The following is a 21078-nucleotide window of genomic DNA, read 5'->3' as shown; positions in this document are numbered from 1 at the left end:
CGTGCGATTCGGTCAGGCGTCGGGAAGCCGGAGCCGGCGGGACTCGCCCGGCTCGACGGTGACGGTACGGTCCGGCAGCACGAGGGTCAGCGGTGGCTCTGCCGACTGCGGGACGTCGACATGGAGCCGCCCGGCGCGCAGGCGCAGCTCGATGCCGCGGTGACCCCGGTAGCGCAGGCGCAGCACGTACTCGGACATCTGCGGCATCGGCACCGGGTCGAGCCACAGCGCGTCCTCGCGGACCGCCAGTCCGGTGAGACCGCGCTGGACCATGTCCAGTGTGCCGGCCATGGCCCCGAGGTGGATGCCCTCGCCGGTGGTACCGCCCTGGATGTCGGCCACGTCGCTGGCGAGCGCCTCCTGGCAGTAGGTCCAGGCCGAACTGCGACGGGCCCGGGCCAGGACCCAGCCGTGCACGAGGCTGGAGAGGGTCGAGCCGTGACTGGTGCGGGCCAGGTAGTAGTCGACGGTGCGGCGCCACAGCTCGTCGTCCATACGGTGGCCCAGCCTGCCGAAGACGTCCCCGAGTTCGGCCGGGGAGAAGAGGTAGCCGAGCATGAGGACGTCGGCCTGCTTCGAGGCCTGGTAGCGGTTGACCGAGTCGCCTTCGGCCTCCAGGATCCGGTCGAGGCGGCGGATGTCGCCGTAGCGGCTGCGGTAGCCGTCCCAGTCGAAATCGGCGAGCTCGCCGTAGCCCTCGAACTGGCTGATCACGTCGCGGTGGAAGGGCACGTGGAGAGTGCGGGAGACCTCCTCCCAGCGCGTCGTCTCCTCCTCGCCCAGCCCCATCCGCCCGGCCAGCTCGCGCCGGCGCGCCCCGGGCAGCCCGGCGAGGAGTTCGCGTGCGCGCGCCAGCACCCAGGCGGCCATGACGTTGGTGTACGCGTTGTCGTCGAGACCCGGCCTGCGGGCATCCGGGTAAGCATCGTGGTATTCGTCGGGGCCGAGCACCCCGCGGATGCGGTGGCGGCCGTACGCGGGGTCCCAGGCGGCGAGGTCCGCGAAGAAGCGCGCCACCTCCAGCACCGTCTCGGCGCCTCTGCCGTACAGGTACGCGGTGTCGCCGGTGGCCTGCCCGTACTGCCAGACGTTGTAGGCGACGGCCAGGCCCACGTGGTGCTGCAGCCGGCTGTGATCCGGCAGCCAGTGGCCCGAGCGCGGGTTGAGATGCATCTCCTGGGTCTCCTCGCGGCCGTCGCTGCCGCTCTGCCAGGGATACATGGCGCCGCGGTACCCGGCCGCAGCGGCCGCCCGGCGGGCCGCGGGCAGGCGCCGGTGGCGGTAGTCGAGCAGGGCTCGGGAGACCTCCGGCAGGTGGAGGTTCAGATAGGGCAGCACGAACAGTTCGTCCCAGAAGACGTGCCCGCGGTACGCCTCGCCGTGCAGCCCGCGCGCGGGCACCCCGGCGTCGAGGCGGGCGGTGTGCGGGGAGAGGGTCTGCAACAGGTGGAACAGGTGCAGCCGCAGAATGCCCCCGGCCTTCCCGGGTACGCAGAGACCGGTGCGCTGCCAGAGATGATCCCAGGCGGCGGTGTGGGAGGCCAGGAGAGCGGTGAAGTCCGGGCTCCGGGAGACGTGTTCGCGGGCGGCCCGGAGCGGGTCGACGTGCGCCGGGTCCCGCGAGGTGGACAGCGCCACGGTCTTCTCGACGGTGACCGGCTCGCCCGTCACGGCTCGTACGGACAGGAGCCGGGCGACGCCGGAGTCACCGTGGCATACGGGCCGTGAGCCGGTGACGTCGCCCGCGGCGACCCGGGTGCGGGCCGCCAGCGCGACGCGTACGCCGGAGGCGCGCGTACGGCAGCACAGCCACACGGTGTCGGGATCGTCGGCGCCGGTCTCGACGCGGGTGAGGTGGCGGCCAGCGTACGCACGGTACCGCGCGACGCCGGAGTTGGTCACGGAGCCGTCGAGCGCCGCTTCGACCTCCAGCTCCCCCGACCAGCCGAGCGGGGTCAGCGTGGTGCGCAGGGCCGCCAGGTGCGGCACGCCCATGTGGACCAGGCGGGTCTCGGCCAGCTCGATCCTGCGCCCTTCGGCGTCGGTGAAGACCGCGCTACGCTCCAGCACCCCGGTACGCAGCCGCAGGCGCCGCCGGTACGCGACGGGGTCGGCGTCGGCGGTGGCCAGCCACCGGCCGGGGGCCGCGGCAGGCGGGCGGGCGCGGAAGCGCAGCGGCAGCCAGTTCGGCAGGTTGACCATGTCCTCGTTCTCGACCTGGCGTCCGGAGACGGTGGAGGTGAGACGGTCGTAGACGCCGGCAGCGTACGTGCCCGGGTAGTGGGTCTCGTCGGCACCGGACTCGGGAGCGGCCCCGCGCGTGGCGAAGTTGCCGTTGCCCAGCGTGCACAGCGCCTCGCGCAGCCGTTCCTGCGACGGGTCGTAGCCCTCGTACGTCCAGGTCCAGTCGTCGCTCACGGGTCCAGCAGCTCCGTCAGATCGCGGATCACCAGATGCGCGCCCCGGCGCTTCAGGTCCGCGGCGCTCGGCCCGGTGCCGGTGCGGTCCACCCCGACCACCAGGGCGAAGTCACCTGCCCGGCCGGCCTCGACACCGGCGAGGGCGTCCTCGACGACGGCGGCGTCGCGCGGCTCCGTCCCCAGCCGCCGGGCGGCTTCGAGGAAGAGGTCGGGCGCGGGCTTGCCCTTCAGGCCCAGCCGGGCGCTGTCGGCCCCGTCCACCAGGCAGGTGAAGTAGTCCCCAACGCCGGCGCGGAGTAGCAGGTCCCGGGCGTGCCGGGAGGCGGAGACGGCCGCGCACGGCAGCCCGGCCCGGCGCAGCCGGTCCAGCAGATGCACGCTGCCCGGGAACGCCGCCACGCCGTGCTCCGCGAGGCAGGCGGTGAAGGCCCTCTCCTTGGCCGCGGCCACCCCCCACACGCTGCCGGTGCCGGGGGGATCCGCGGGCCCGCCGAGGGGCAGAGCCAACCCGCGTGCCGCGAGGAAGTCCTTCGCACCGTCGATGCGGGACTTGCCGTCTACATGCCGCCGGTAGTCCTCGACCGGGTCGAACGGCCCGCGCAGCGCCGGGTCGGCGGGCGGGCGGGCGCGCAGGGCGGCGTCGAAGGCGAGCTGCCAGGCCGCGGCGTGGATCCGGGCCGAATCGATGATGACGCCGTCGGTGTCGAACACGACGGCGTGCAGACCGTCCAGCCGCGACCCGAGCCGTGCGGGGTGGGTGAAGGCCGGTTCACCGGATGCGGCGGGCATCGGCACCGCCTCCTCTCCCGGGTAACGTACGGCCGTCCCCGCGCGACGGCGGGGACCTGCCCGGGAGCGGCTGCCTGCCCGCGTCAGACAGCACCCGGATGCCGTCGGCGCCGTCGGCCGGGCGCCGGTACGTCCCGCTCCGCGTTCGGGATCACGGCGGTGCGCGCGGGGAGCACGCGGGATACCGGCGTCAGCGCCGTTCCGGACGCGGCGGGCCGCCGCCCGGTGGCCGTTCCGGCCGGAGCCTGGCCTGGAGGCGCATGACGACGTGGCCGAGGCCCGAAACCGCGCAGACGATCACCAGGTCGGTGAGCGGAAGCGGCTCCGTGCCCAGCAGCTCCCGCAGGGGCGGCAGGTATACGCCGGCGACCTGGAGGCCCAGGGCGGCACCAACGGCGACCAGGAGAAGAGGATTGGCCGTACTGCCAGGACGGGCCCGGGAACCGAGCGCCACGCCGAGCTGCGTGGCACCGAGGATCAGGAACATCATGGACTGCCAGGGCCGGCCGGTCTCCCGGGCCCAGACGCCGACCACCAGGGTCACGACGGCGATGAAGGCACCCATGAGGAGGATGCGGGGCCACAGACCGGCTCCCAGCACACTCTCCTCGGGAGGGCGCGGGCGGTGGCGCATCGCACCCGGCGCGACGGGTTCGGCGCCCAGTGCGACGCCGGGCAGGCCGTGCGTGAGCAGGTTGACCCACAGGATCTGCGCGGGCAGCAGCGGCAGCGGCATCCCCAGGAACGGGCCCAGGAGCATGACGAGGATCTCCGCGGTGCCGCCGGCGAGGCCGTAGAGCAGGAAGCGGCGCACGTTCGCGTAGATGCGGCGCCCCTCCTCGACGGCGGCCACGATGGTGGCGGGGTCGTCGTCGGCGAGCACGAGATCGGCAGCCTGCCGGGCCACCTCGGTGCCGCGGCCGCCCATGGCGACGCCGATGTCGGCGTGGCGCAGGGCGGGGCCGTCGTTCACGCCGTCCCCCGTCATGGCCACCACGTGCCCGGCACCGCGCCACGCCTGGACGATGTCCAGTTTCTGCTCGGGACCGGTCCGGGCGAAAACGCGTACTCCCGCCAGGTCGCCCGCCGTGCCCTGCCGGATCCGATCGCCCGTGGTGACGTCCTCGTCCCGGGAGCCGATGCCGAGCCGTTCGGCCACGGCACGCGCGGTCAGCGGGTGGTCGCCGGTGATCAGTACCGGGATGATGCCGGCCCGCTTGCAGTCCGCGATCATCGGCGCCGCCCCGCTGCCGGGTGGATCCATGATGCCCACGAGACCGCGCAGCGACAGGCCCGACTCCCGGACCAGGGGCCGCCGCGCCGCCTCGTCGAGGTCGGCGGAGGCGACGGCGAGCACGCGGTACCCACGGCGGGCCAGCACCTCCGCCTGCGCGACCGCCCGGGCCACGGCCTCGGGGCCGTCGCGGAGGATCCCGGGCCGGAGCACGGATTCGGGCGCTCCTTTGCACGCGACCCGCACGCCGCCGCCGGGCCGGCGGTGCACGGTGGTCATGCGCTTGCGGTCGCTGTCGAACGGGATCTCCGCCACGCGCGGGAGTTCGCGAGTCCGGGCCGTACGGTCCAGCCCGAGGCGCGCTCCGGCCACGAGCAGAGCCGCCTCCATGGGATCGCCGAGCGCACTCCACTCCGGGGAGCCGTCGGAGGGAGGCTCCAGCGCCGCGTCGTTGCACAGCATCGCGGCACCGAGCAGTTCCGCCAGATCGGGCGCGGCCTGCGGGGTCGCCGTCGTCCCGGCACGCACCACCCGGCCCACGGGGTCGTAGCCGGTGCCCTCGACCGTGGCCTCGCCGCGCGGTGTCCACAGACGCTCGGCCGCCATCCGGCCCTCGGTCAGCGTGCCGGTCTTGTCGGTGGCGATCGCGGTGACGGAGCCCAGGGTCTCCACCGCGGGCAGCCGGCGGACGATGGCATGCCGTTCCGCCATCCGCCGTGCGCCCAGAGCGAGGGAGAGTGTCACGACGGCGGGCAGGGACTCCGGCACGGCGGCGACGGCGAGGCTGATCGCCGCCACGATCATCAGCTCCACGGGCTGCCCCCGCACCAGCCCGAGCGTGAGGACCGCCGCACACAACGTCACGATGACGGCCGCGAGGGTCCGGCCGAACCTCGCCAGCCGGCGTTGCAGCGGGGTCAGGCCGGGCGCCGTGCCCATCAGGGAGGCGATCCGGCCGAGCGCACTGTCGGCCCCGGTCGCGGTGACCACGGCCCGGCCGTGACCGCGGACGACGACCGTACCTGCCGACACTCCGCCGCCGGCCGGGTCCCCGTCGGATGCCTTCTCCACGGGAACGGACTCGCCCGTCAGGGAGGACTCGTCCACCAGCAGCCGTACCGCGGCAACGAGGTCCGCATCCGCCGGAACGATGTCTCCCCCGGCCAGCAGGACCAGGTCGCCCGGCACCACCTCGGCCGCCGGCACGGAGCGTTCGGTACCGTCCCGCACCACCCGGGCGGCGGGGGCACTCATGGCGGACAGGGCCATGACCGCCTGTTCCGCCCGCACCTCCTGTGCGACACCGACCACGGTGTTCACGGTGATCACGAAGAGGATCACGGTCGCGTCCGAGAAATCTCCGGTGGCCAGTGTCAGGGCGGCGGCCACGAGCAGCACGAGGATCAGCGGGTCGCGCAACTGCTGCAGCACCCGCCGGACCACCGGGGTCCGCGGCTCCGCGGGGATCTCGTTGGGCCCGTGGCGGGCAAGCCGCCGCGCCGCCTCATCCGGGGAGAGCCCCGCGGCCGTGCGGCCCGGGACCGGCTCGGCGCCGGCGGACGTCCGCCGGCCGGGCTCGTCGGGATGCGCACCCGCGCCGTTGTCGTGCCCGGACGGCTCTGCGTCGGGTGCCATCCGCCTCTCCTGTCCAGGTGCCCGGCCGCCCCGCCCGGCGGCTTCTCCCCGCCTGCTCAGCGTGCACCGCCGCTCCTCGCCGCGCAGCGCTGCGCCCCCGGCCGGCAGTCATGATCGCTCCTCCGGCCGCCGCCCGTACGCCGCAATCCGCGGTTGTCCGGGCAGGAGGAACACGGGCACGGTGCGCGGGACATCCGCTGCCGGAGCCGCGCGCGGGCTCCCGCAGAGCCGGTCGGCGCCGGCTCGTCACCAGCCCGGGGCTCCCGGCTACTGCCCGTGCTCCGTGATGCGGCGTCCGGTGATGCGCGTGGGCCGGATCGAGACCCACATCTCCCGTTCGCCCCCGGCCCACGGTGCGGCGTGGGCGCCCTCGGCCAGTCTCCTCACGGCGCCGGGGTCGGTCACCACTCGCGCAGGTCCGACGACCAGCACGCTCCAGCCCTGGCCCATGGCCTCGTCCAGGTGATCGACCTCGAAGGCGACCTCCGATCCCACGGCCGCCGCCGGAACCGAGTCCGGCGCGGTCCGGTAGGCGATCGCCTCGTCGACGACCTCGTAGTTGACCGGAACCACCGCGGGGCCCTGCGGTGTCGAGACCGCCACCCGCCCCACACCGGAGGCGGACAGCAGACGGCGGCACTCGTCGGGACCGAGATCCCGTATCCGGGGGTGCCGCAGCGCCTGCCCCTGACCGGGCGGCCGGTCGATGCCGCCGCCGCGCAGCGCGACGGGGGTCGTGCCGAGCACACCGGCCAGGCGGGCGAGGCAGGCCGCCGTCGGGTCGGCCGCCTGTTCTTCGAGGTACGCCAGGTATTCCGGTGCCATTCCGGCGCGGTGGGCCGTCTCCTCCCGGGTCAGTCCCCGGCGTCTGCGCTCCGCGGACACGCGGCGGCCGATGTCGCCGGGATGGGCCGGCCTGGCGGGTGGGGTCGCGCGCGGCTCGGCGCTTGTCCGCTCTCCCCCGCGGTCCGTACGTGACCGGCCCGCCTCGGCCTCACCCTCCGGCGGGCCTCCGGGGCCGCGGACGTGTGCGTCGGGCCCGGGATAGACGAGGGTCACCTCGTCCGTGTCCGACCAGCGCACCTCGTAGGGAGGAGTGCCGTCCGCATGGCGGACCCCGATGATCTCGCCATCGCGTCTGGCGGCTCCGGTGGCAGGACTCTCCACCACGAGTCGATCGCCCGGTTCAGCTCGCATGATCGCCACCGCCTCCTCGCCATGCTGCCGGGGGCCGGCGGTCAGCCCTCGATCTCGATACGCCGCGCCCCGGTCTTCTCGGCCTTCGGAACGCGGATGGTGAGGACGCCGTTGGTCAGTTCCGCGCTGACGTCACCGGTGTCCGAGTTCGACGGCAGACTGGCGTGGTAGTCGAACTCCCCGACGTGGCGGCCTCGCCGCCGGACCACGCCGGTGCGTTCCTTCTCCCGGATCTCGCCGTGGACGCCGATCTCGGAGTCGGTGATCTCCACGGTGAGGTCGTCCTTGCCTACTCCGGGAAGCTCCAGCTCCACCAGGTAGGCGTCCTCGGTGTCCTCGATGTCGGCCAGAGGAACCCAGGCCCCGGGAGCACCGGGTCCGGGTACGGCCGGAACGGCGGACTGCACGAGGCGGTCCAAACGGCTGTGCAGGTCTTCCATCTCGCGGAAGGGGTCCCACGTCCCGAGGACCCCACCGCTACGGCGGACTGGCTTCGTCATCGTTCGGCCTCCTCACATCCGGTCCGGGGACGGCCAGCCGTCGCCCGAACCCGCGCTCGGCCCCGTGGCCTCGATCGCCTCGACGTCACGCCGGGCGACGTCCACCAGTTGCCGGCCGAGGTCGTCGAGCGCCCGGCCGGCGGCCAGCTCGTCACCGATCTCGGGCACGTCCGGGTCCGCCGGGTTCCTGCGCGCGTCCCCGTGCCCGGTGAACCGCCCGGCCGCGGTGTCCAGCACCACGCGCGCCGTCGTCGTCCCCGCCTCCTCGAAGAGCTGGAGGCTGACGTTCCATTTCACGGTGTGCGTCATCGTCTTCCCTCCGCGTCTCGGTGCGGAGCACGGAGTCGCAACGCGCCCCGCCGTGCTTTCACCCCGGGTGGGAAAGCACCTCTGCCTCCACCGTGTGCCGGTGGCCGCACCCGATCACAGGGCCGATGGTCCCTGCCGCCCGGCCACTCGGCCCCGTGATCACGCCGGAGCCGTCAGCCGGGCGGCTGCCGCCGGTAAGCCTCCGCCAGCCGTCCGGCGTCGAGCAGGGCCCGCCACCGCTCCGCGTCGGACAGCAGGACCGGATGCGGCAGGGACACCGGGCCCACCGGCGGGCTGTGCGGCGCCTGTGACAACCACCGCGGGCCCGTGATGATCAGCCGGGGCGGGGGTGGGGCGCGCGCTCAGTCCCGGGCCTCCAGGAGCGCGCGGCGGAACTCCGCCGCGCTGCCGAAGCCGATCTCCGGGTCCTCGGTGAGGGCGTGGTCGATCACCTTCGCCAGCCGCTCGGGCACCTCGGTGCTCCGGTGGCGGATCGGGACGGCGGGGCTGTCCAGGACCACCCGCCACCGGTCGGCGCCCGCCGGGAAGTCGCGCGGGGTGGAGCCGGTGAGCATGTAGTACAGGCACGCGGCCGCGGACCAGACGTCGACCTCGGGGCGGGCGCGCTTGAACTGGAGCACCTGCTGCCGGGAGACGAACGACGGGCTGCCCGCGCTGGTGCCCGTGTGCGTCAGCCCGCTCAGCCCGGCGGCGTCGAACGCCTTCGCCAGCCCGAAGTCGCCGACCTTCGCGACACCGCCGTCCAGGAAGATGTTGCGCAGGCTCAGGTCCCGGTGGACGAGCCCGCGGACCGCGAGCGGGCGGCCCTGCCGGTCGTACGCGCGGACGTCCGCCTGGTGCGCGTACGCCAGGCCGTCCAGCACCTGGAGGGTGATCCCGACCGCCTGGTAGTCCGGCAGCCGGCCGCCCCGCCGGTGGACGAGCCCGGCGACGTCGCCGCCGTCGCAGTAGTCCATGACGAAGAAGTAGATCCCGTTCCAGCAGCCGTGGTCCTGCAGCCGTACGAGATGGGGGTGGCGCAGCATCTCGACCGTCGACATCTCGCGCAGGAACCGCGCCCTGGCCGTCTCGCTGCCCGCGGCCCGCGGCAGCATCACCTTGAGCGCGCACAGTTCGTCGGTCTGGTGGTCCCGGGCGAGGTACACCGCGCCCATGCCGCCCCGGCCCAGTTGCCGCTGGACGGTGTAGCCGCCGAACAGGTGCAGCCTCCTGGTGCCGTCGTCGGCGACCTGGAGGAGCTGCTCCATGACCCGCTCCGGGTCGCCCTGGCACGCGCCGCACAGTTCGTCCACGGCGGGCCGGGCGGTGCGCTCGGCCGCGAGCCGGCTGCCGCAGGCGGCGCAGTTCCCGTCCGCGCCCGGCTGCCGCCCCGGTTGCGGTTCCGGCGCCGGCCGCGACGCCGGCCCGGGGTCCGGCCCCGGCGTGGTTTCGCGCACCGAAGTCGGCCGCGTCGTACGGCACATCACGCAGCGGTCGCCGTCCTGCTCCCCGCCGATCGCCTTGCCGCAGGTGGCGCAGCGGGCGGGGACGCGGATGCCGACGCGCAGCCGGATGCCGCCGAGCCCGATCTCGTCCTCGTCCCGCAGCGCCCGCTCGGACGAGAGCAGCCGGTCCGCACCGGGCGGCGGGCGGCCGGCGTCCCGCTGGCCGATCTTCTCGCCGTTCACGTAGGTGCCGTTGGCGCTGCCGAGGTCCCGCACCCGCACGTCGGGCGGGTTGATGTCCAGCAGGCAGTGGTGCCGGGAGATCCCCGAGTACTGCTCGTCCTCGGGAAGCTGGAGCGTGCAGCCGTCCGCCCGGCCGACGATGCAGGTCGTACGCTCGTGGAACTCGTACGTCTTGCCGCGCAGCGGTCCCTGGAGCACCGTGAACGCCACCCGGGCGGAGGCGCCGCCCCGGTCCTCACCGCCCGGTGTCCGGTCCGGGAGCAGCGCGCCGGGCAGGTCCGCGACCCCCATCTCGGCGGCCAGCGCCGCCCACGGCGGGGACGGGGTCTCCAGGACGGCCGCCAGGAGGTGGGGCAGCCCCACCGCGTCGTCGCGCCGCTCCTGGGCCAGCTCCTCCGCCCGGTGGAACAGTTCACGTGCGGCGGCACCGCTCTCCGGCATGCCGTCGGCCCGGGGGCTCCGGTCCGGCCGCGCCACCAGGGCGCGGAGCCGGCGCCGGAAGGCCGCGGTGTCCAGCCCGGCCCGCTCGAAGGCGGCCCTGAGTCCCGCCAGTTCGGCGGCCAGGTCCGCGGCGGGCTCCGGCTCGGCGTCGGCCACCGGCATCTCGCACGCCTTGCAGATCCCCAGCAGGAAGTGCACCGGCTCCGCCTCGTCCGCTCCGCCCATGGCGGCTTCGCCCAGGGCGAGCATCACGGCCAGGCCGACGCCGCCGCTGTAGGGGGCAGTGGTCACCGGGCGCTCCCGTCGTCGTGCGCCAGCGCCCGGAGTCCGCCGGCCACGCCCAGCTCGGCGGCCAGCTCGCCCCAGGGCGGGGCGGGCAACTCCAGCAGCGCCCGCAGGAGTTCGATCAAGCCCACGGCCGCGCCCGTGCCCGGGGCCCGCTCCCCCAGCTCCTCGGCCCTGCGGAAGACCTCGCGGGCGGCCGGGGTCCGGTGCATGACGCCGTCGCCCGAGCGGGTGCGGCGCGCCGCGGGGCGGGCGAGGCTCGTACGCAGCCGGCGGCGGAAGCGGGTGACCTCCAGCCCGGCCCGGCGGAACCGGCCGCGCAGCTCGTCGAGTTCGTCGAGCAGCGGCGGCAGGGTACGGATCAGGGCGGCGGCGGGACCCGGCAGCTCACCGTCACCCAGCTTGCAGACCCCGAGCAGCAGGTGCGCCGGCTCGATCGCGGGCGCGTGGCCCAGCGCGGCCTCGGCGGCGGCGAGCTGCCAGGCGAGCATGACTCCGGGCGAATGCAGGGGGGCGGGTCCTCCCGCCGCCGTGCGGGGACCGCCGGCGGGGCCGCCGGGGCGCAAGTGGTCCTCCCGGCGCAGGCGCACGCCGTCCCCCGGGCCAGGGCGCGCGTCAGTCCTCCGGCCCGGACGTACGTCGGTCCCCCGGGCCGGGCGCGCGCCGTCCTTCCGGCGCTCCACGGGGCCGCCCATCGCGCCCGCGAGCCCGCCCAGCGCGTCCGCGAGATAGCCGGGACCCGGAAGGGGGCCCTTCTGGATCTGGGCCGCGCACTCCAGCGCCTCCTGGTACCGGCCCAGGGTGGTGAGCACCCTCGCCTTGGCGGTGAGCGCCTGGTGGTAGCCCGGGTAGCGGTCGAGGGCCTCGTCCAGGCAGGCCAGCGCCTCCTCCCGGCGGCCGAGCGAGGTCAGGGTCAACGCCTTGTTGAGGAGCGCCCAGCCGTCGCCCGGGGCCACGGTCAGCGCCTTGTCGAACCACGTCAGCGCCTCCTCATGCCGGTCGAGTTCGTCCAGCACCACGCCTCTGCGGATGTACAGGTCCCGGTCGCCGGGCAGGGGCTTCGCCGGCTCCGGCGCCACCCGGCGCGTGACGATCTCGTACACGGCCTGCAGTTCGCCCCGCACGCTGCGGAAGCTGCGCGGCCGCCGCTGCGGTTCCGGTTCCACGCAGGCGAGCACCAGCTCCCGCAGCCCCGCGGGGAGGTCGTCCGTGTCCGACCGCGCCCTGATGTGCTCGGCCGCGACGCTGCCGCTGACGGGCAGGTCGCCGGTGACCATCTGGTAGAGGAGCACGCCGAACCCGTAGACGTCGGTGCGCACGTCCACCCGCGCGCCGTACCTGGACTGCTCGGGCGCCCGGTAGTTGCGGGTGCCGCCCGGCACCATGTAGATGGCCCGCACCGCCGGCTTCAGCTCCGGCAGCCGGCCGCCCATCGCCTGTGCGGGGCCGAACACCTGGGCCAGCCCGAAGTCCGTGACCTTGAGCGTGTCGTCCGCGGTGACGAGGCAGTTGGCGGCCTTCACGTCCCCGTGCACGATGCCGAGGGTGCGGCCCGCGTACTCCATGGCGTCGCAGAACTGCAGGCCGAAGCGGAGCGCCCGCGCCAGGTCGAGCGGTCCCGCGGCGAGAGCGGCGCCCAGGTCGCCGCCGGAGACGTACTCCAGCAGCAGGCAGTGGTGGCGCTCGACCCGTTCGACCCAGAGTGCGGTGACGATGTGCGGGTGCCGGTCCAGCATCATCCAGGTCTTCGCCTCGTTGGCGAAGCGCTCCCGGTCGTCCCCGCTCCACGGTCGCGGGATGTTGAAGGTCTTGAGGACGTAACGCCGGTACCCGACGCGGTCGAAGAAGCTGCTGCGCCCGGCCGGCTCCACGATCGACACCGCACCGTGCGCGCCCATCCTGCGCTCCAGCACGCGGTAGGTGTTGTCCGCGCTCCGCACCACCTGCCCCAGCTCGAAGGCGTGCCGCGACGCCGGCCTGGCGGGCAGGCCGGCGAGCGCGGCCGCGGCCAGCGGCGAGGTCGGGTCGAGCCGGGCGGCGTACTCGTAGATGCGGCGGGCGACCTCGGGCCTGCCGGTCTGCTGGAAGCACTCGCCCAGCGCGAGGTGCGCGGCCACCAGTTCGGGGCGCAGGCACACGGCCTCACCGAGGGCCTCGATCGCCTCCTGGACGTTCCCCGCCGCCAGGGCACGGGTGCCTCTGTCGTGGAGACGCTCGTAGCCGTCCCCGGAAGAAGGCGCGTCGCGCACGCGCGTTCACCTGCCTCACACGGTTCATCGGCGGCGCCGCTGCCGCGCCTGGCGGGGCTGCCGCCGCGTTCTGGCGGACTGCTCGAGTGCCAAGCGGACATCCTCGCGGTCCGGGGCCAGTTCGAGCGCACGCCGCAGCAGCCCCGTGGCCTCGGCGCGTTGCCCGCCCCGCTGACGGTAGCGGATCTTCGCGAGGAGGACGATGGCGTCCACGTCGTTCGGGCGGAGCGCGCGCGTGACCGCCAGGTGCTCGGCGGCGCTCTGCCACCGCTGCGCGCGGGCCAGCGCGACCGCCTGGTTGAAGTACTCGTCGGCGAGGGCGGCGACCTGCGCCAGCGGGCGCAGGTCTCCCCGGCACACCGGGCACTCGGCCACCAGTGCGGCCAGCGCCCGGCCGCACAGCGGGCAGTCGATCACGGCCACCGGCTACCTCCCGCCGGCCTGCGGCAGCCGGGGCCAGATCACTCCGGGCTCGCCGGCCTTGATCTCTTCCATCCAGCGCTCGATCCGTGCGGCCAGCGGCTGCAGCCGGCTGCGGTAGATCCCGGCGAAACGGCCCGCGGCCTGCGGGTCCTCCGTCACGATGCTGCCCACCGCCTGGACGACCGCGGCCACCTCGGCGCGGAACTCCTCGGTCCGGCCCCGGTAGCGCCCCTCGGTGAGCTGGTCGATGTCCTGGAGCGCGCGGTCCAGTTCCTCCAGCTCCCGGTAGAGCATGAGCTGGATGTTCGCCGGACTCGGGGGCGGCTGGTCGGCCTGGAACCGCGCGCGTACCGCCGCGCACCGGTCCTCGACCGCCTGGTTGATGCTGTGCCAGTCCATGCTGTTGCCCGACTGGTACGCCGCCATCCCGGCGGCGCGCAGGCCGGGGATGCTCTCCCGGTGCTGCTGCGCCTCCCTGGCGTCGACGCGCGCGAGGTCGTCGCAGAGCGCGGCCAGCTCGACCAGCTTGTTCTCGAACTCCGGCATCGGCGGGTGCATCGGGTCCGCGCCCGGCAGCCGGATGTTGCCGAGCAGGGTCTCGGCCTCGCGCAGCTTGTGGTGGCTCTTGGCCCGGTCCTGGCGCTGGTTGAGCAGCGCCGTGCACTCTTGGAGGAGCGCGTCCAGCCGCGGTCCGTAGCGCATGGCGTCCTCCGGCCTGGCGACCGCCCGCCGCTCCTGCCAGCCGGACCTGACCTCCAGGTAATGCTGCTGCAGTTCGTCCCAGGAGGGCACGTGTTCCCGCGGTACGGAGATCACCGCCCGGCCCTGCGCGCCGACCGCGGGGATCCGTACCTCCGCCTCGATCGACCAGTCGGGCCGGAACTCCAGCTCCAGTTCGAGCGGGGTGCCGGCGGGCAGCGTGCTGGGCAGGCCGTCGACGTCCACCTGGCCGATGGGGATGAGCCCTTCGTGCAGCCGGACCCGCAGCAGCACCCCCTGGCCCGCGGTCTCCAGCAGGAAGTCGGTGTGGTGGGGCAGCTTGGTGCCCGCCTCGGCGATCCGGTACGGGCCCTCCGCCAGCTCCACGAAGAAGTCGTGCGCCAGCACGTCGCCCTCGTCGGTGGGCGGCGGCTCGTGGCCCGGCGCGACGGTGATCCGCCGGCTCTCGATCTCCTTTCCGCCCGCGACGACCGTGATCGTCAACTCGTTCTCCCCGTCGTGCAGCGCGACGTCGTCGAAGACGAACCTGCCCTCGGCGTCGGTCTCCTGCCGGTGGCTCTGGACGCCGTCTCCGGAGCGCAGCAGGACGTGCAGGTCGCCCGGCGCGGTGCCGTGCCCGCCCGGGTGAACCCTGCCGGTGATGTCGGTCGCGGGCAGGGTGGCCGTCACCTGGTCGACTTCGAGGACGCCCTGCCGGACGCCGGCGGCGCCCGCCTTGATGCCGGCGCCGACCGCGACGCACAGGTCGGGGTCGATCAGCCGCGGCTCGCGGCCGAACCTCTCCCGCAGCAGCCGGCTGATCATCGGCACCCGCGACGAGCCGCCGACCAGGACGATCTCGTCGAGGTCCGCGGGGCCGAGGCCCGCCCGCTGCAGCGCGGCGTCGCAGTGGTCGAAGGTGCGCTGCACGTCCTGCCGGATCAGGTCCTCGAACTCGGCGCGGGAGAAGGGCAGCTTGACGGTCATGGGGATGCCGGCGCGGTCCGCCTCCCCCTCCACGTAGATCTCGGTCTGCGTCTCCCGGGAGAGGAAGTGCTTCTCGGACTCCACCCGGACCAGCAGCCGGGCGAGCAGCCGGGCCTCCTCCGGTTCCTCCGGGTCGAGCCTGAGGTCGTACGCGGGCCGCTGCTCGGCCATCCAGCGCACGACGGCCTTGTCGAACTCGTACCCGCCCAGGTAGCGGTCGCCCTCGAAGGCGAGGTGCTCGAAACCGGCCTCCGGGCTCCAGGTCACGACGGACACGTCGAACGTCCCGCCGCCCAGGTCGTACACGAGGAACGTCCGCGGCCCTTCCGGCTGCTGCTCGTGGGTGGACATGAGGGCGGCGGCGAACGGCTCGATGAGGGTCTCCACCTTCGCCAGGCCGGCGTCGAGGCCGGCCTGCACCGTCTCGTTCTTCGCCCGCATCTCGAAGTACGCGGGCACGGTGACGACCGCCTGGTCCACGGGGACCTGAAGGACCTCCTCTGCGAGGTCCTTGAGCCGGCGCAGCACGTGCGTGGACGCCTGCTGCGGTGTCAGGGAGGCGTGTCCCGCGGTCACCCGCTGGTCGGTGCCCATCGTGCGCTTGAAGAACATCGCGGGCGGCGGCTGCCCGTCGTACTTGACCTTGCTCTTGGCCAGGCTGCCCACGACGGGCGTGCCGTCCTCCTCCAGCCACACCACCGACGGGGTGAGGGGCGCCTGGTACGCGTCGGTGATGATCAGGGCGCCGCCGACCGGCTTCAACCGCCCGGTCCTGATCAGCTCCTGCTTGCCCGGGATGTCCGCGTCGGCGGGCACGGCGACGAGGCTGTTCGTGGTGCCGAGGTCGATCCCGATGGTGAGGCTCACTCCTGCTCCCCCTCCCTCTCCTGCTCTGCCTGCTCTGCCTGCTCTGCCTGCTCTGCCTGTCCTGTCCGCTCGCTCTGCCCGTCCTGCCGTTCGGGGACGGCCGGGGGGACGGCCAGGTACACGCGTGCCCGCTGGGCCAGCTTCCCGTCGGCCATCAGCAGTCCCGGCTGCAGCGTCTCGGCCACCACCGCCCGCTCCAGCCCCGCCCGCTGCTCCGAGCCCACCACGTCGGCCCACATCTCGACCTCCTCGTACGGCTCACCCGCCGGGTCGAGGAAGCGCGCGCCCGAGCCCTCCAGGGCCTTCGCCAGCTTCGCCGTGAGGGACGGCAGCGCGTCGGCCGCGGTGGCCGCGGTGACGCCGTGCAGCCCGTGCAGCGCGTTGGCGACGTCCCGCGCGAAGTGCTCGAACGCGCTCTTGTGCTCGCCTGCCTGCCGGTGGGTCTCCGCCACCGCCGCGTCGGCGGCCTGCGCCCGCTCCCGCAGCAGCCGCCACACGACGCCCTGCGGGGGCTCGGGCCGGGCGGCGAGAAGGCGCTCCTGCTCGTCGATGCGCAGGGGGTCAGCAGGCTGCGTCATCGGCCCGCTCCCGCTCCGCCGGCTGCTCTGGCCGGTGGGTGCACAGCTCGGCGAGGAGGCGCGCCGCCGGGTCCTTGATGCGGTCCTCCGCGGCGTTCACCTCGGCGACCCGCAGGGTGCGGCCGAAGAGCGGGTAGCGGTCGGCGCGGCGCTCGATGCGCTGCCGCCGCTTCCTGACGTGGTTGCGGATCTCCGCCCGCCCGCTCACCTCCGGGCTGAGCGCGAGCACCTGGAAGGGGGTGGTGCGATAGGGGTTGTGCCCGTCGCGCCATGCCCACGGATTGTCAGTCATGCCTCATCTCCCCTGGTCGGCCGGGGCCCCGGATCGAGAGCAGGTTCTCGAGCGAGCGGACGAAACTCTCCAGCGACGGATCGGCCGCCGTGTACTCCCCCGCCTCGTCGAGGAGCTGACGGGCCCTGGCCAGCTCGCGGTCGCCGATACCGAAGGCGGTGAGCAGGAACTGCGCCGACAGCGCGCTCAGCCACGCCCGGTACCGCGGCAGCACGGTGCTCCGCAGCTCCGTGACCTCCGCGTAGCGGGGGTCGTCGCCCATCTCCGGGTACAGCTCCAGCGCCGTCTCCACCTGCCGGCTCGCCCGCCCGGCGGCGCGCCTGGCCTCTTCCACCTCGGCCCGCGAGCCCAGCGAGTCCGGCGACGGCGGGGCCGTGCCGAACGCTCCGAACGACCGCAGCGCGAGGAGGAATTCGTGCCGCGCCAGCTCCTTCGCCAGCTCTCCCGAGGGCGGCCCGGCGAGGGCGAGTCCGGGCCGGACGAGCCGGTCGACGCGGTCGAGCAGCTCGTCCATCCGCCGGGTCGCGTACGGCTCGTCCCGCAGCCGCTCCATCCAGCTCCTGCCGGTGAAGAGCACGGCGCGCAGGAGGCCGTGACCTTCCGGGTCCAGGTGCAGCCAGGTCTCCAGGGTGTCCAGCGTCTCCCCGAACCTGCCCTCGGCGACGGCCTGGGGGACGCCGTCGAGCACGTCGCGCACCAGGTCCGCGCGGGCCTCCGCCACGATCGCGGCGGGGAACCCGGAGTCGGTCACGAGCCGCACGTGCCTGCGTGCACGGCGCGGGTCGGTGATCCTGAACCGGGCGGCGAGGGTCAGATGGGGCTCCAGCAGGTTGCGCGGCAGCCGGGCACGCGCCTCCTCGACGACTTCGCCGGGCACCGGGACCCCCATGGCACCGGTGAGCCGCTCGTACGCCCGCCGCCAGAAGTCCCGGTCCCCGTGGAGCGAGGCCCAGTGCCGCAGGGCCTCCTCGAAGTGGCCGAAAGCGGCATCGTCGCCTGCCGCCTCCAGGTCGTACGCGCGGGCGTGGTGCGCGATGGCGAGGTGATGGACGACCTCGCTGTCCGCGCCGTCCGCAAGCTGCTCCTCCCAGAGCCGGACGGCCGTGCTCGTCCAGGGGTGCAGCTCCCCGTCCTGCCGCAGCGCCTCGTACGCGGACGCGGGCGCCGGCGCCTCTCCTGTGACCAGCCCGGACAACTCCTCCTGCAACCGCTCCAGTTCACCGGCCAGCCGCTCCAGCTCGGGCCCCGCCGTCATCGGCCGGCCCCCTCCCCGCTCCGGCGGGCGAAGCCGCGTCCCAGCTCGGTGCCGGCGAAGGCCGCCGCCATCGCCCGGAAAGTCTCCGGGCACCGGCGCCTGCCCAGCCCCTCCATCGCCAGCGCCCGGGCCTCGCCGCCTTCGTCGCGCCGCAGCGCCGCCTCGGTCGCGAGGGCGTAGACCTCGGGGACCATCGCGGTGTCGGGCAGCGCCCGGTTGAGGTCGAGCGCTTCCCGGCGCAGTTCGTCCGCGAGGTCGAGGTCGCCGCGCCGCAGCGCCCCGCGGAGGTGTTCCGTCAGTGTCTCCAGCCGCTGCCTCGGCGTCAGGGCACGGGGCGGGGGTGCCCCGGCCGGGTCGTCCAGTGCGCGCAGGAGGGCGCCGGCGTCCGGGTACCGGTCGGTGGCCAGCGGGCTGACCGCCCGCATGACGACCGCTTCGAAGGGGTGGCCCCGCACCTCCGGGTTGCGGATGCCGGGCGGCTCCGCGTCGCGCAGCTTCAGCCGTACGAGCGTGTCGGTGTCGGGGGCGGTGACCTCGTCCGGCGCGGCGGCGCGGAGCTGGTCCTGGTGCGGGAGGCGGCCGGTGAGCATCTGGTAGCAGATGAGGCCGAGCGCGTAGACGTCGGCCTCGGGGCCGGCCTCCTGCAACTGCAGCACCTCGGCCGGTACGTACCACACCGTCCCGCCGGCGGCGGGGGCGCGGCGCAGCACCGCGCTGACGCGGCGGGCGAGCCCGAAGTCGCCGATCTTCAGCGATCCCGACGCCGAGACCAGGATGTTGCCGGGCTTCAGATCCAGGTGGACGACGCCCTGCCCGTGCAGGAAGGCGAGGCCCTGGCAGAGCTGGCGGGCGTAGTCGCGCACGGTCGCGACGGGGAGCTGGCCGCCGCGCAGCCGCCAGGCGAGGTCGCCCCTGGCCAGCTCCGTCACCATGTACGGACGGCCGGCGGCGCCGTCCTCGACACCGGCGTCGAGGCAGGTGAGGAAGCGGTCGCGGACCACCGGATCCGGGCACTTCTCCACCACCTCGATCGACTGCAGCGCCTCGCCGAGCAGTTCGGGCACCGGTACCGCGCGCTCGGCGTGGAAGAGCTTGACGCCCACCTGCCGGAGCGTGTGGCCGAGGACGCGGAGTTCGGCCCGGTGGACCGTGCCGAACATGCCCCGGCCGAGCTTCTCGTGCAGCAGGTAGCGACCGTCGAGCAGATCAGCCACCGCCGTTCACCACCGACAGCCGCTCGCCGTCCACGACGATCCGCGCCCGCGCCACGGACTCGCCGCGGGCGTCGGCCTCGTCCAGCAGCCGCAGCAGCGGCGGGAAGACGCCGTCGATGTAGCGGTTGACGCCGCGGGCGGCCTCCTGGCCGCGCCGCGTGACCGCCAGTTCCGCGATCCGCGCGGGCACGTCCTGCTGCCAGTACAGTTCCACGCCGAGCTGGGTCCCCACCCGGGCGGCCTGGCGGCGCAGCCCGCCGAGCGCGATGGCTTCGAGCTGGTCCTGCCGGAACGCCTCGAAGAGGATCACCTCGTCGATCCGGTTGAGGAACTCGGGCCGGAAGAACCCCTCCATGATCCGCCGCATGTGGGCGGCGCCGTCAGGGGCTTCGCCCGCGCCGTACCCGTACGGATCCGGGCCGTCGGCCGGGCCCGTGGTGCCGAGGTTCGAGGTGAGCACGATCACCGAGTCCCGGGCGTCGCGCACGGGTCCCGCCGGATCGCTGATCTGCCCCTCGTCCAGCAGCCGCAGGAGGGCGTCGAGCACCCTGCCGTCCGCCTTCTCGACCTCGTCGAAGAGCAGCACGCGGCGGGGGTTGTCGCGGAGCCCGTTGGTGAGCTTGCCCTCGCCGAAGCCGACGTAGCCGGGCGCGGCGCCGATGAAGTTGTTCATCGACTCCTTGGTGTTGAACTGGCCCATCTCGAAGAAGAGCACGTCGTCCTCCGACCCGTACACGACCTTGGCGAGCACGCGGGCGGCCAGGGTCTTGCCGGTACCGCTCCGGCCGCAGAACAGGAACCGGGCCAGGGGCCGGTCCTGGAGCCGCACTCCGCGCCGGAGCGACCGGGTGATCATTTCGAGGGAGGGGGTGAGGCGCTCGATGACCGACTCCCGCCCGACGAGGCGCTCGTGCATCCAGGCGAGCGATTCGTGCAGGGGCGGCATCTCCGCCAGGGCATCCCCTTCCGGCTCCTGCGGCACGTGCTCCTGGTAGAGGGTGTCGGCGAAGCGGCGCAGCCGGGTGATGTCGATACGGGTGCCGCGCAGGAAGCCGGCGGCCAGGCCGACGGGGGTGTCGAGCAGCGCGGCGAGCAGGTCGCGTTCGGCGACCAGCTCGCCGCGGCGCTGCGCGGTGACCGCGGCGGCCTTCTCCAGCGTGCGCGCGAGCGGTTCGTGGACGCCGTCGCGGGTGAGCGTCACCGGGGCTCCCGTGGCCGGGCCGGGTGCGCCGGAGGGGCCGGCGCCGTTGCCGGTGAGGGACGCGAGCTGCGTGCGCAGGGTACGTACGTCGTGGCCCAGGAAGCCGCACCCCTGCTCGACCAGTCCGTTGGGCACGGCGGCCATGGCCTGGAGCAGGAGCGTGGTGGGCAGCGGGGCGGCCTCGGCACCGCCGCCCTGCGCGGCCAGGCCGGTCAGCCCGGCCAGCACCCGCCGTGCCCCGGGGCTGAAGCGGTCGGGCAGCAGCCGGCCGTCGTCGCCGAACACCTCGCGCGGCGCGGCCGGTTCCGCGCGCAGCTCGCCGATCGCACGGTCGAGGTCCACCCGGCCGTACCTGACCAGCAGTTCGGCGGCGGCGGGCTCCAGGCGGGCGAGGGCGGCGGCCAGCAGGTGCCGCTCACCGGCCCCGGCCGGCAGCGCGCCGAGCAGCTCCCGGGTCGCCCGGGCGGCCGTCCCCGCGGTCAGCTCCGTCGGCGGCAGGCCGGTGCGCGGCGGGCTCTTCGCGCGCAGCGCCTCGACGAACGCCTCCACGGGGATCCCGCTCCGGTCGAAGAGCCGCGCCGCCTCGCTTCCCGGCAGCCGGGCGAGCGTGATCACCAGGTGGGACGGCTCGACCCGGGCGGCACCGGTCTCGACGGCCGCGGCGACGGCACCGACGAGGCCGTCGGCCGCCGCCAGCAGCGCCGGATCCAGCCGGTCGATCCCCAGGTTCTCCAACGCCACGCCTTCCCAGAGCACTTACCCGAGTGAAGCGCCTCGTAAGTACGGCCCGGTCGGGCCTTCGACGGTGTTATATC

At 74.5% G+C, this 21078-nt stretch carries 15 protein-coding genes; all 15 read right to left on the bottom strand.

The window, feature by feature from the left end; genetic code table 11:
- Positions 1-12: 12 nt before the first annotated feature.
- Positions 13-2418: a glycoside hydrolase family 65 protein gene (locus FB457_RS28395; protein WP_047019001.1), complete on the bottom strand. Its 2406-nt coding sequence runs from the start codon at positions 2416-2418 to the stop codon at positions 13-15.
- Positions 2415-3209 (bottom strand): HAD family hydrolase, encoded by a 795-nt coding sequence (locus FB457_RS28390; protein WP_047019000.1) that lies wholly within the window; start codon positions 3207-3209, stop codon positions 2415-2417. The genes FB457_RS28395 and FB457_RS28390 overlap by 4 nt, the downstream gene beginning before the upstream one ends.
- Before the next feature lie 190 nt (positions 3210-3399).
- Positions 3400-6078, bottom strand: a complete 2679-nt coding sequence (locus FB457_RS28385) for an HAD-IC family P-type ATPase (RefSeq protein ID WP_145783703.1) — start codon at positions 6076-6078, stop codon at positions 3400-3402.
- Positions 6079-6345: 267 nt separating this feature from the next.
- Positions 6346-7275, bottom strand: a complete 930-nt coding sequence (locus FB457_RS28380; protein ID WP_186462057.1) for a DUF1918 domain-containing protein — start codon at positions 7273-7275, stop codon at positions 6346-6348.
- A 41-nt stretch (positions 7276-7316) separates the two neighbouring features.
- Positions 7317-7775, bottom strand: coding sequence for an Hsp20/alpha crystallin family protein (locus tag FB457_RS28375; RefSeq protein ID WP_047018999.1), 459 nt, complete (start codon positions 7773-7775; stop codon positions 7317-7319).
- A gap of 12 nt (positions 7776-7787) precedes the next feature.
- Complete coding sequence (locus FB457_RS28370; RefSeq protein ID WP_047018998.1) at positions 7788-8084, bottom strand: DUF1876 domain-containing protein; 297 nt, start codon at positions 8082-8084, stop codon at positions 7788-7790.
- A 362-nt stretch (positions 8085-8446) separates the two neighbouring features.
- Positions 8447-10504 (bottom strand): protein kinase domain-containing protein, encoded by a 2058-nt coding sequence (locus FB457_RS28365; protein ID WP_145783700.1) that lies wholly within the window; start codon positions 10502-10504, stop codon positions 8447-8449.
- A complete protein-coding gene (locus FB457_RS28360) occupies positions 10501-12747 on the bottom strand; it encodes a protein kinase domain-containing protein (protein ID WP_145783698.1) in 2247 nt (748 codons plus the stop codon). Before FB457_RS28360 ends, FB457_RS28365 begins: the two co-directional genes overlap by 4 nt.
- A 24-nt stretch (positions 12748-12771) precedes the next feature.
- The gene (locus FB457_RS28355) at positions 12772-13170 is read right to left on the bottom strand and encodes a hypothetical protein (protein ID WP_145783696.1); all 399 of its coding nucleotides are present in this window, start codon (positions 13168-13170) and stop codon (positions 12772-12774) included.
- Positions 13171-13173: 3 nt separating this feature from the next.
- Positions 13174-15723: an Hsp70 family protein gene (locus FB457_RS28350; protein ID WP_186462056.1), complete on the bottom strand. Its 2550-nt coding sequence runs from the start codon at positions 15721-15723 to the stop codon at positions 13174-13176.
- Positions 15720-16301 carry a nucleotide exchange factor GrpE gene (locus FB457_RS35445; protein ID WP_186462055.1) on the bottom strand — a complete coding sequence of 194 codons (582 nt, stop codon included), beginning with the start codon at positions 16299-16301 and terminating at the stop codon, positions 15720-15722. Before FB457_RS35445 ends, FB457_RS28350 begins: the two co-directional genes overlap by 4 nt.
- Positions 16285-16593 carry a hypothetical protein gene (locus tag FB457_RS28345; RefSeq protein WP_145783694.1) on the bottom strand — a complete coding sequence of 103 codons (309 nt, stop codon included), beginning with the start codon at positions 16591-16593 and terminating at the stop codon, positions 16285-16287. The genes FB457_RS35445 and FB457_RS28345 overlap by 17 nt, the downstream gene beginning before the upstream one ends.
- Positions 16586-17848, bottom strand: a complete 1263-nt coding sequence (locus FB457_RS28340) for a hypothetical protein (protein ID WP_047018994.1) — start codon at positions 17846-17848, stop codon at positions 16586-16588. Before FB457_RS28340 ends, FB457_RS28345 begins: the two co-directional genes overlap by 8 nt.
- Entirely contained in the window at positions 17845-19062 is a 1218-nt protein-coding gene (locus FB457_RS28335; RefSeq protein WP_047018993.1) for a serine/threonine-protein kinase, read from the bottom strand. Before FB457_RS28335 ends, FB457_RS28340 begins: the two co-directional genes overlap by 4 nt.
- The gene (locus FB457_RS28330; RefSeq protein ID WP_145783692.1) at positions 19055-21019 is read right to left on the bottom strand and encodes an AAA family ATPase; all 1965 of its coding nucleotides are present in this window, start codon (positions 21017-21019) and stop codon (positions 19055-19057) included. Before FB457_RS28330 ends, FB457_RS28335 begins: the two co-directional genes overlap by 8 nt.
- Positions 21020-21078 lie beyond the last annotated feature (59 nt).

The organism is Streptomyces sp. CNZ287 (assembly GCF_007827615.1).
Note: the sequence above shows the minus strand (reverse complement) of the source record. Positions and strands in the feature narration are given on the sequence as shown.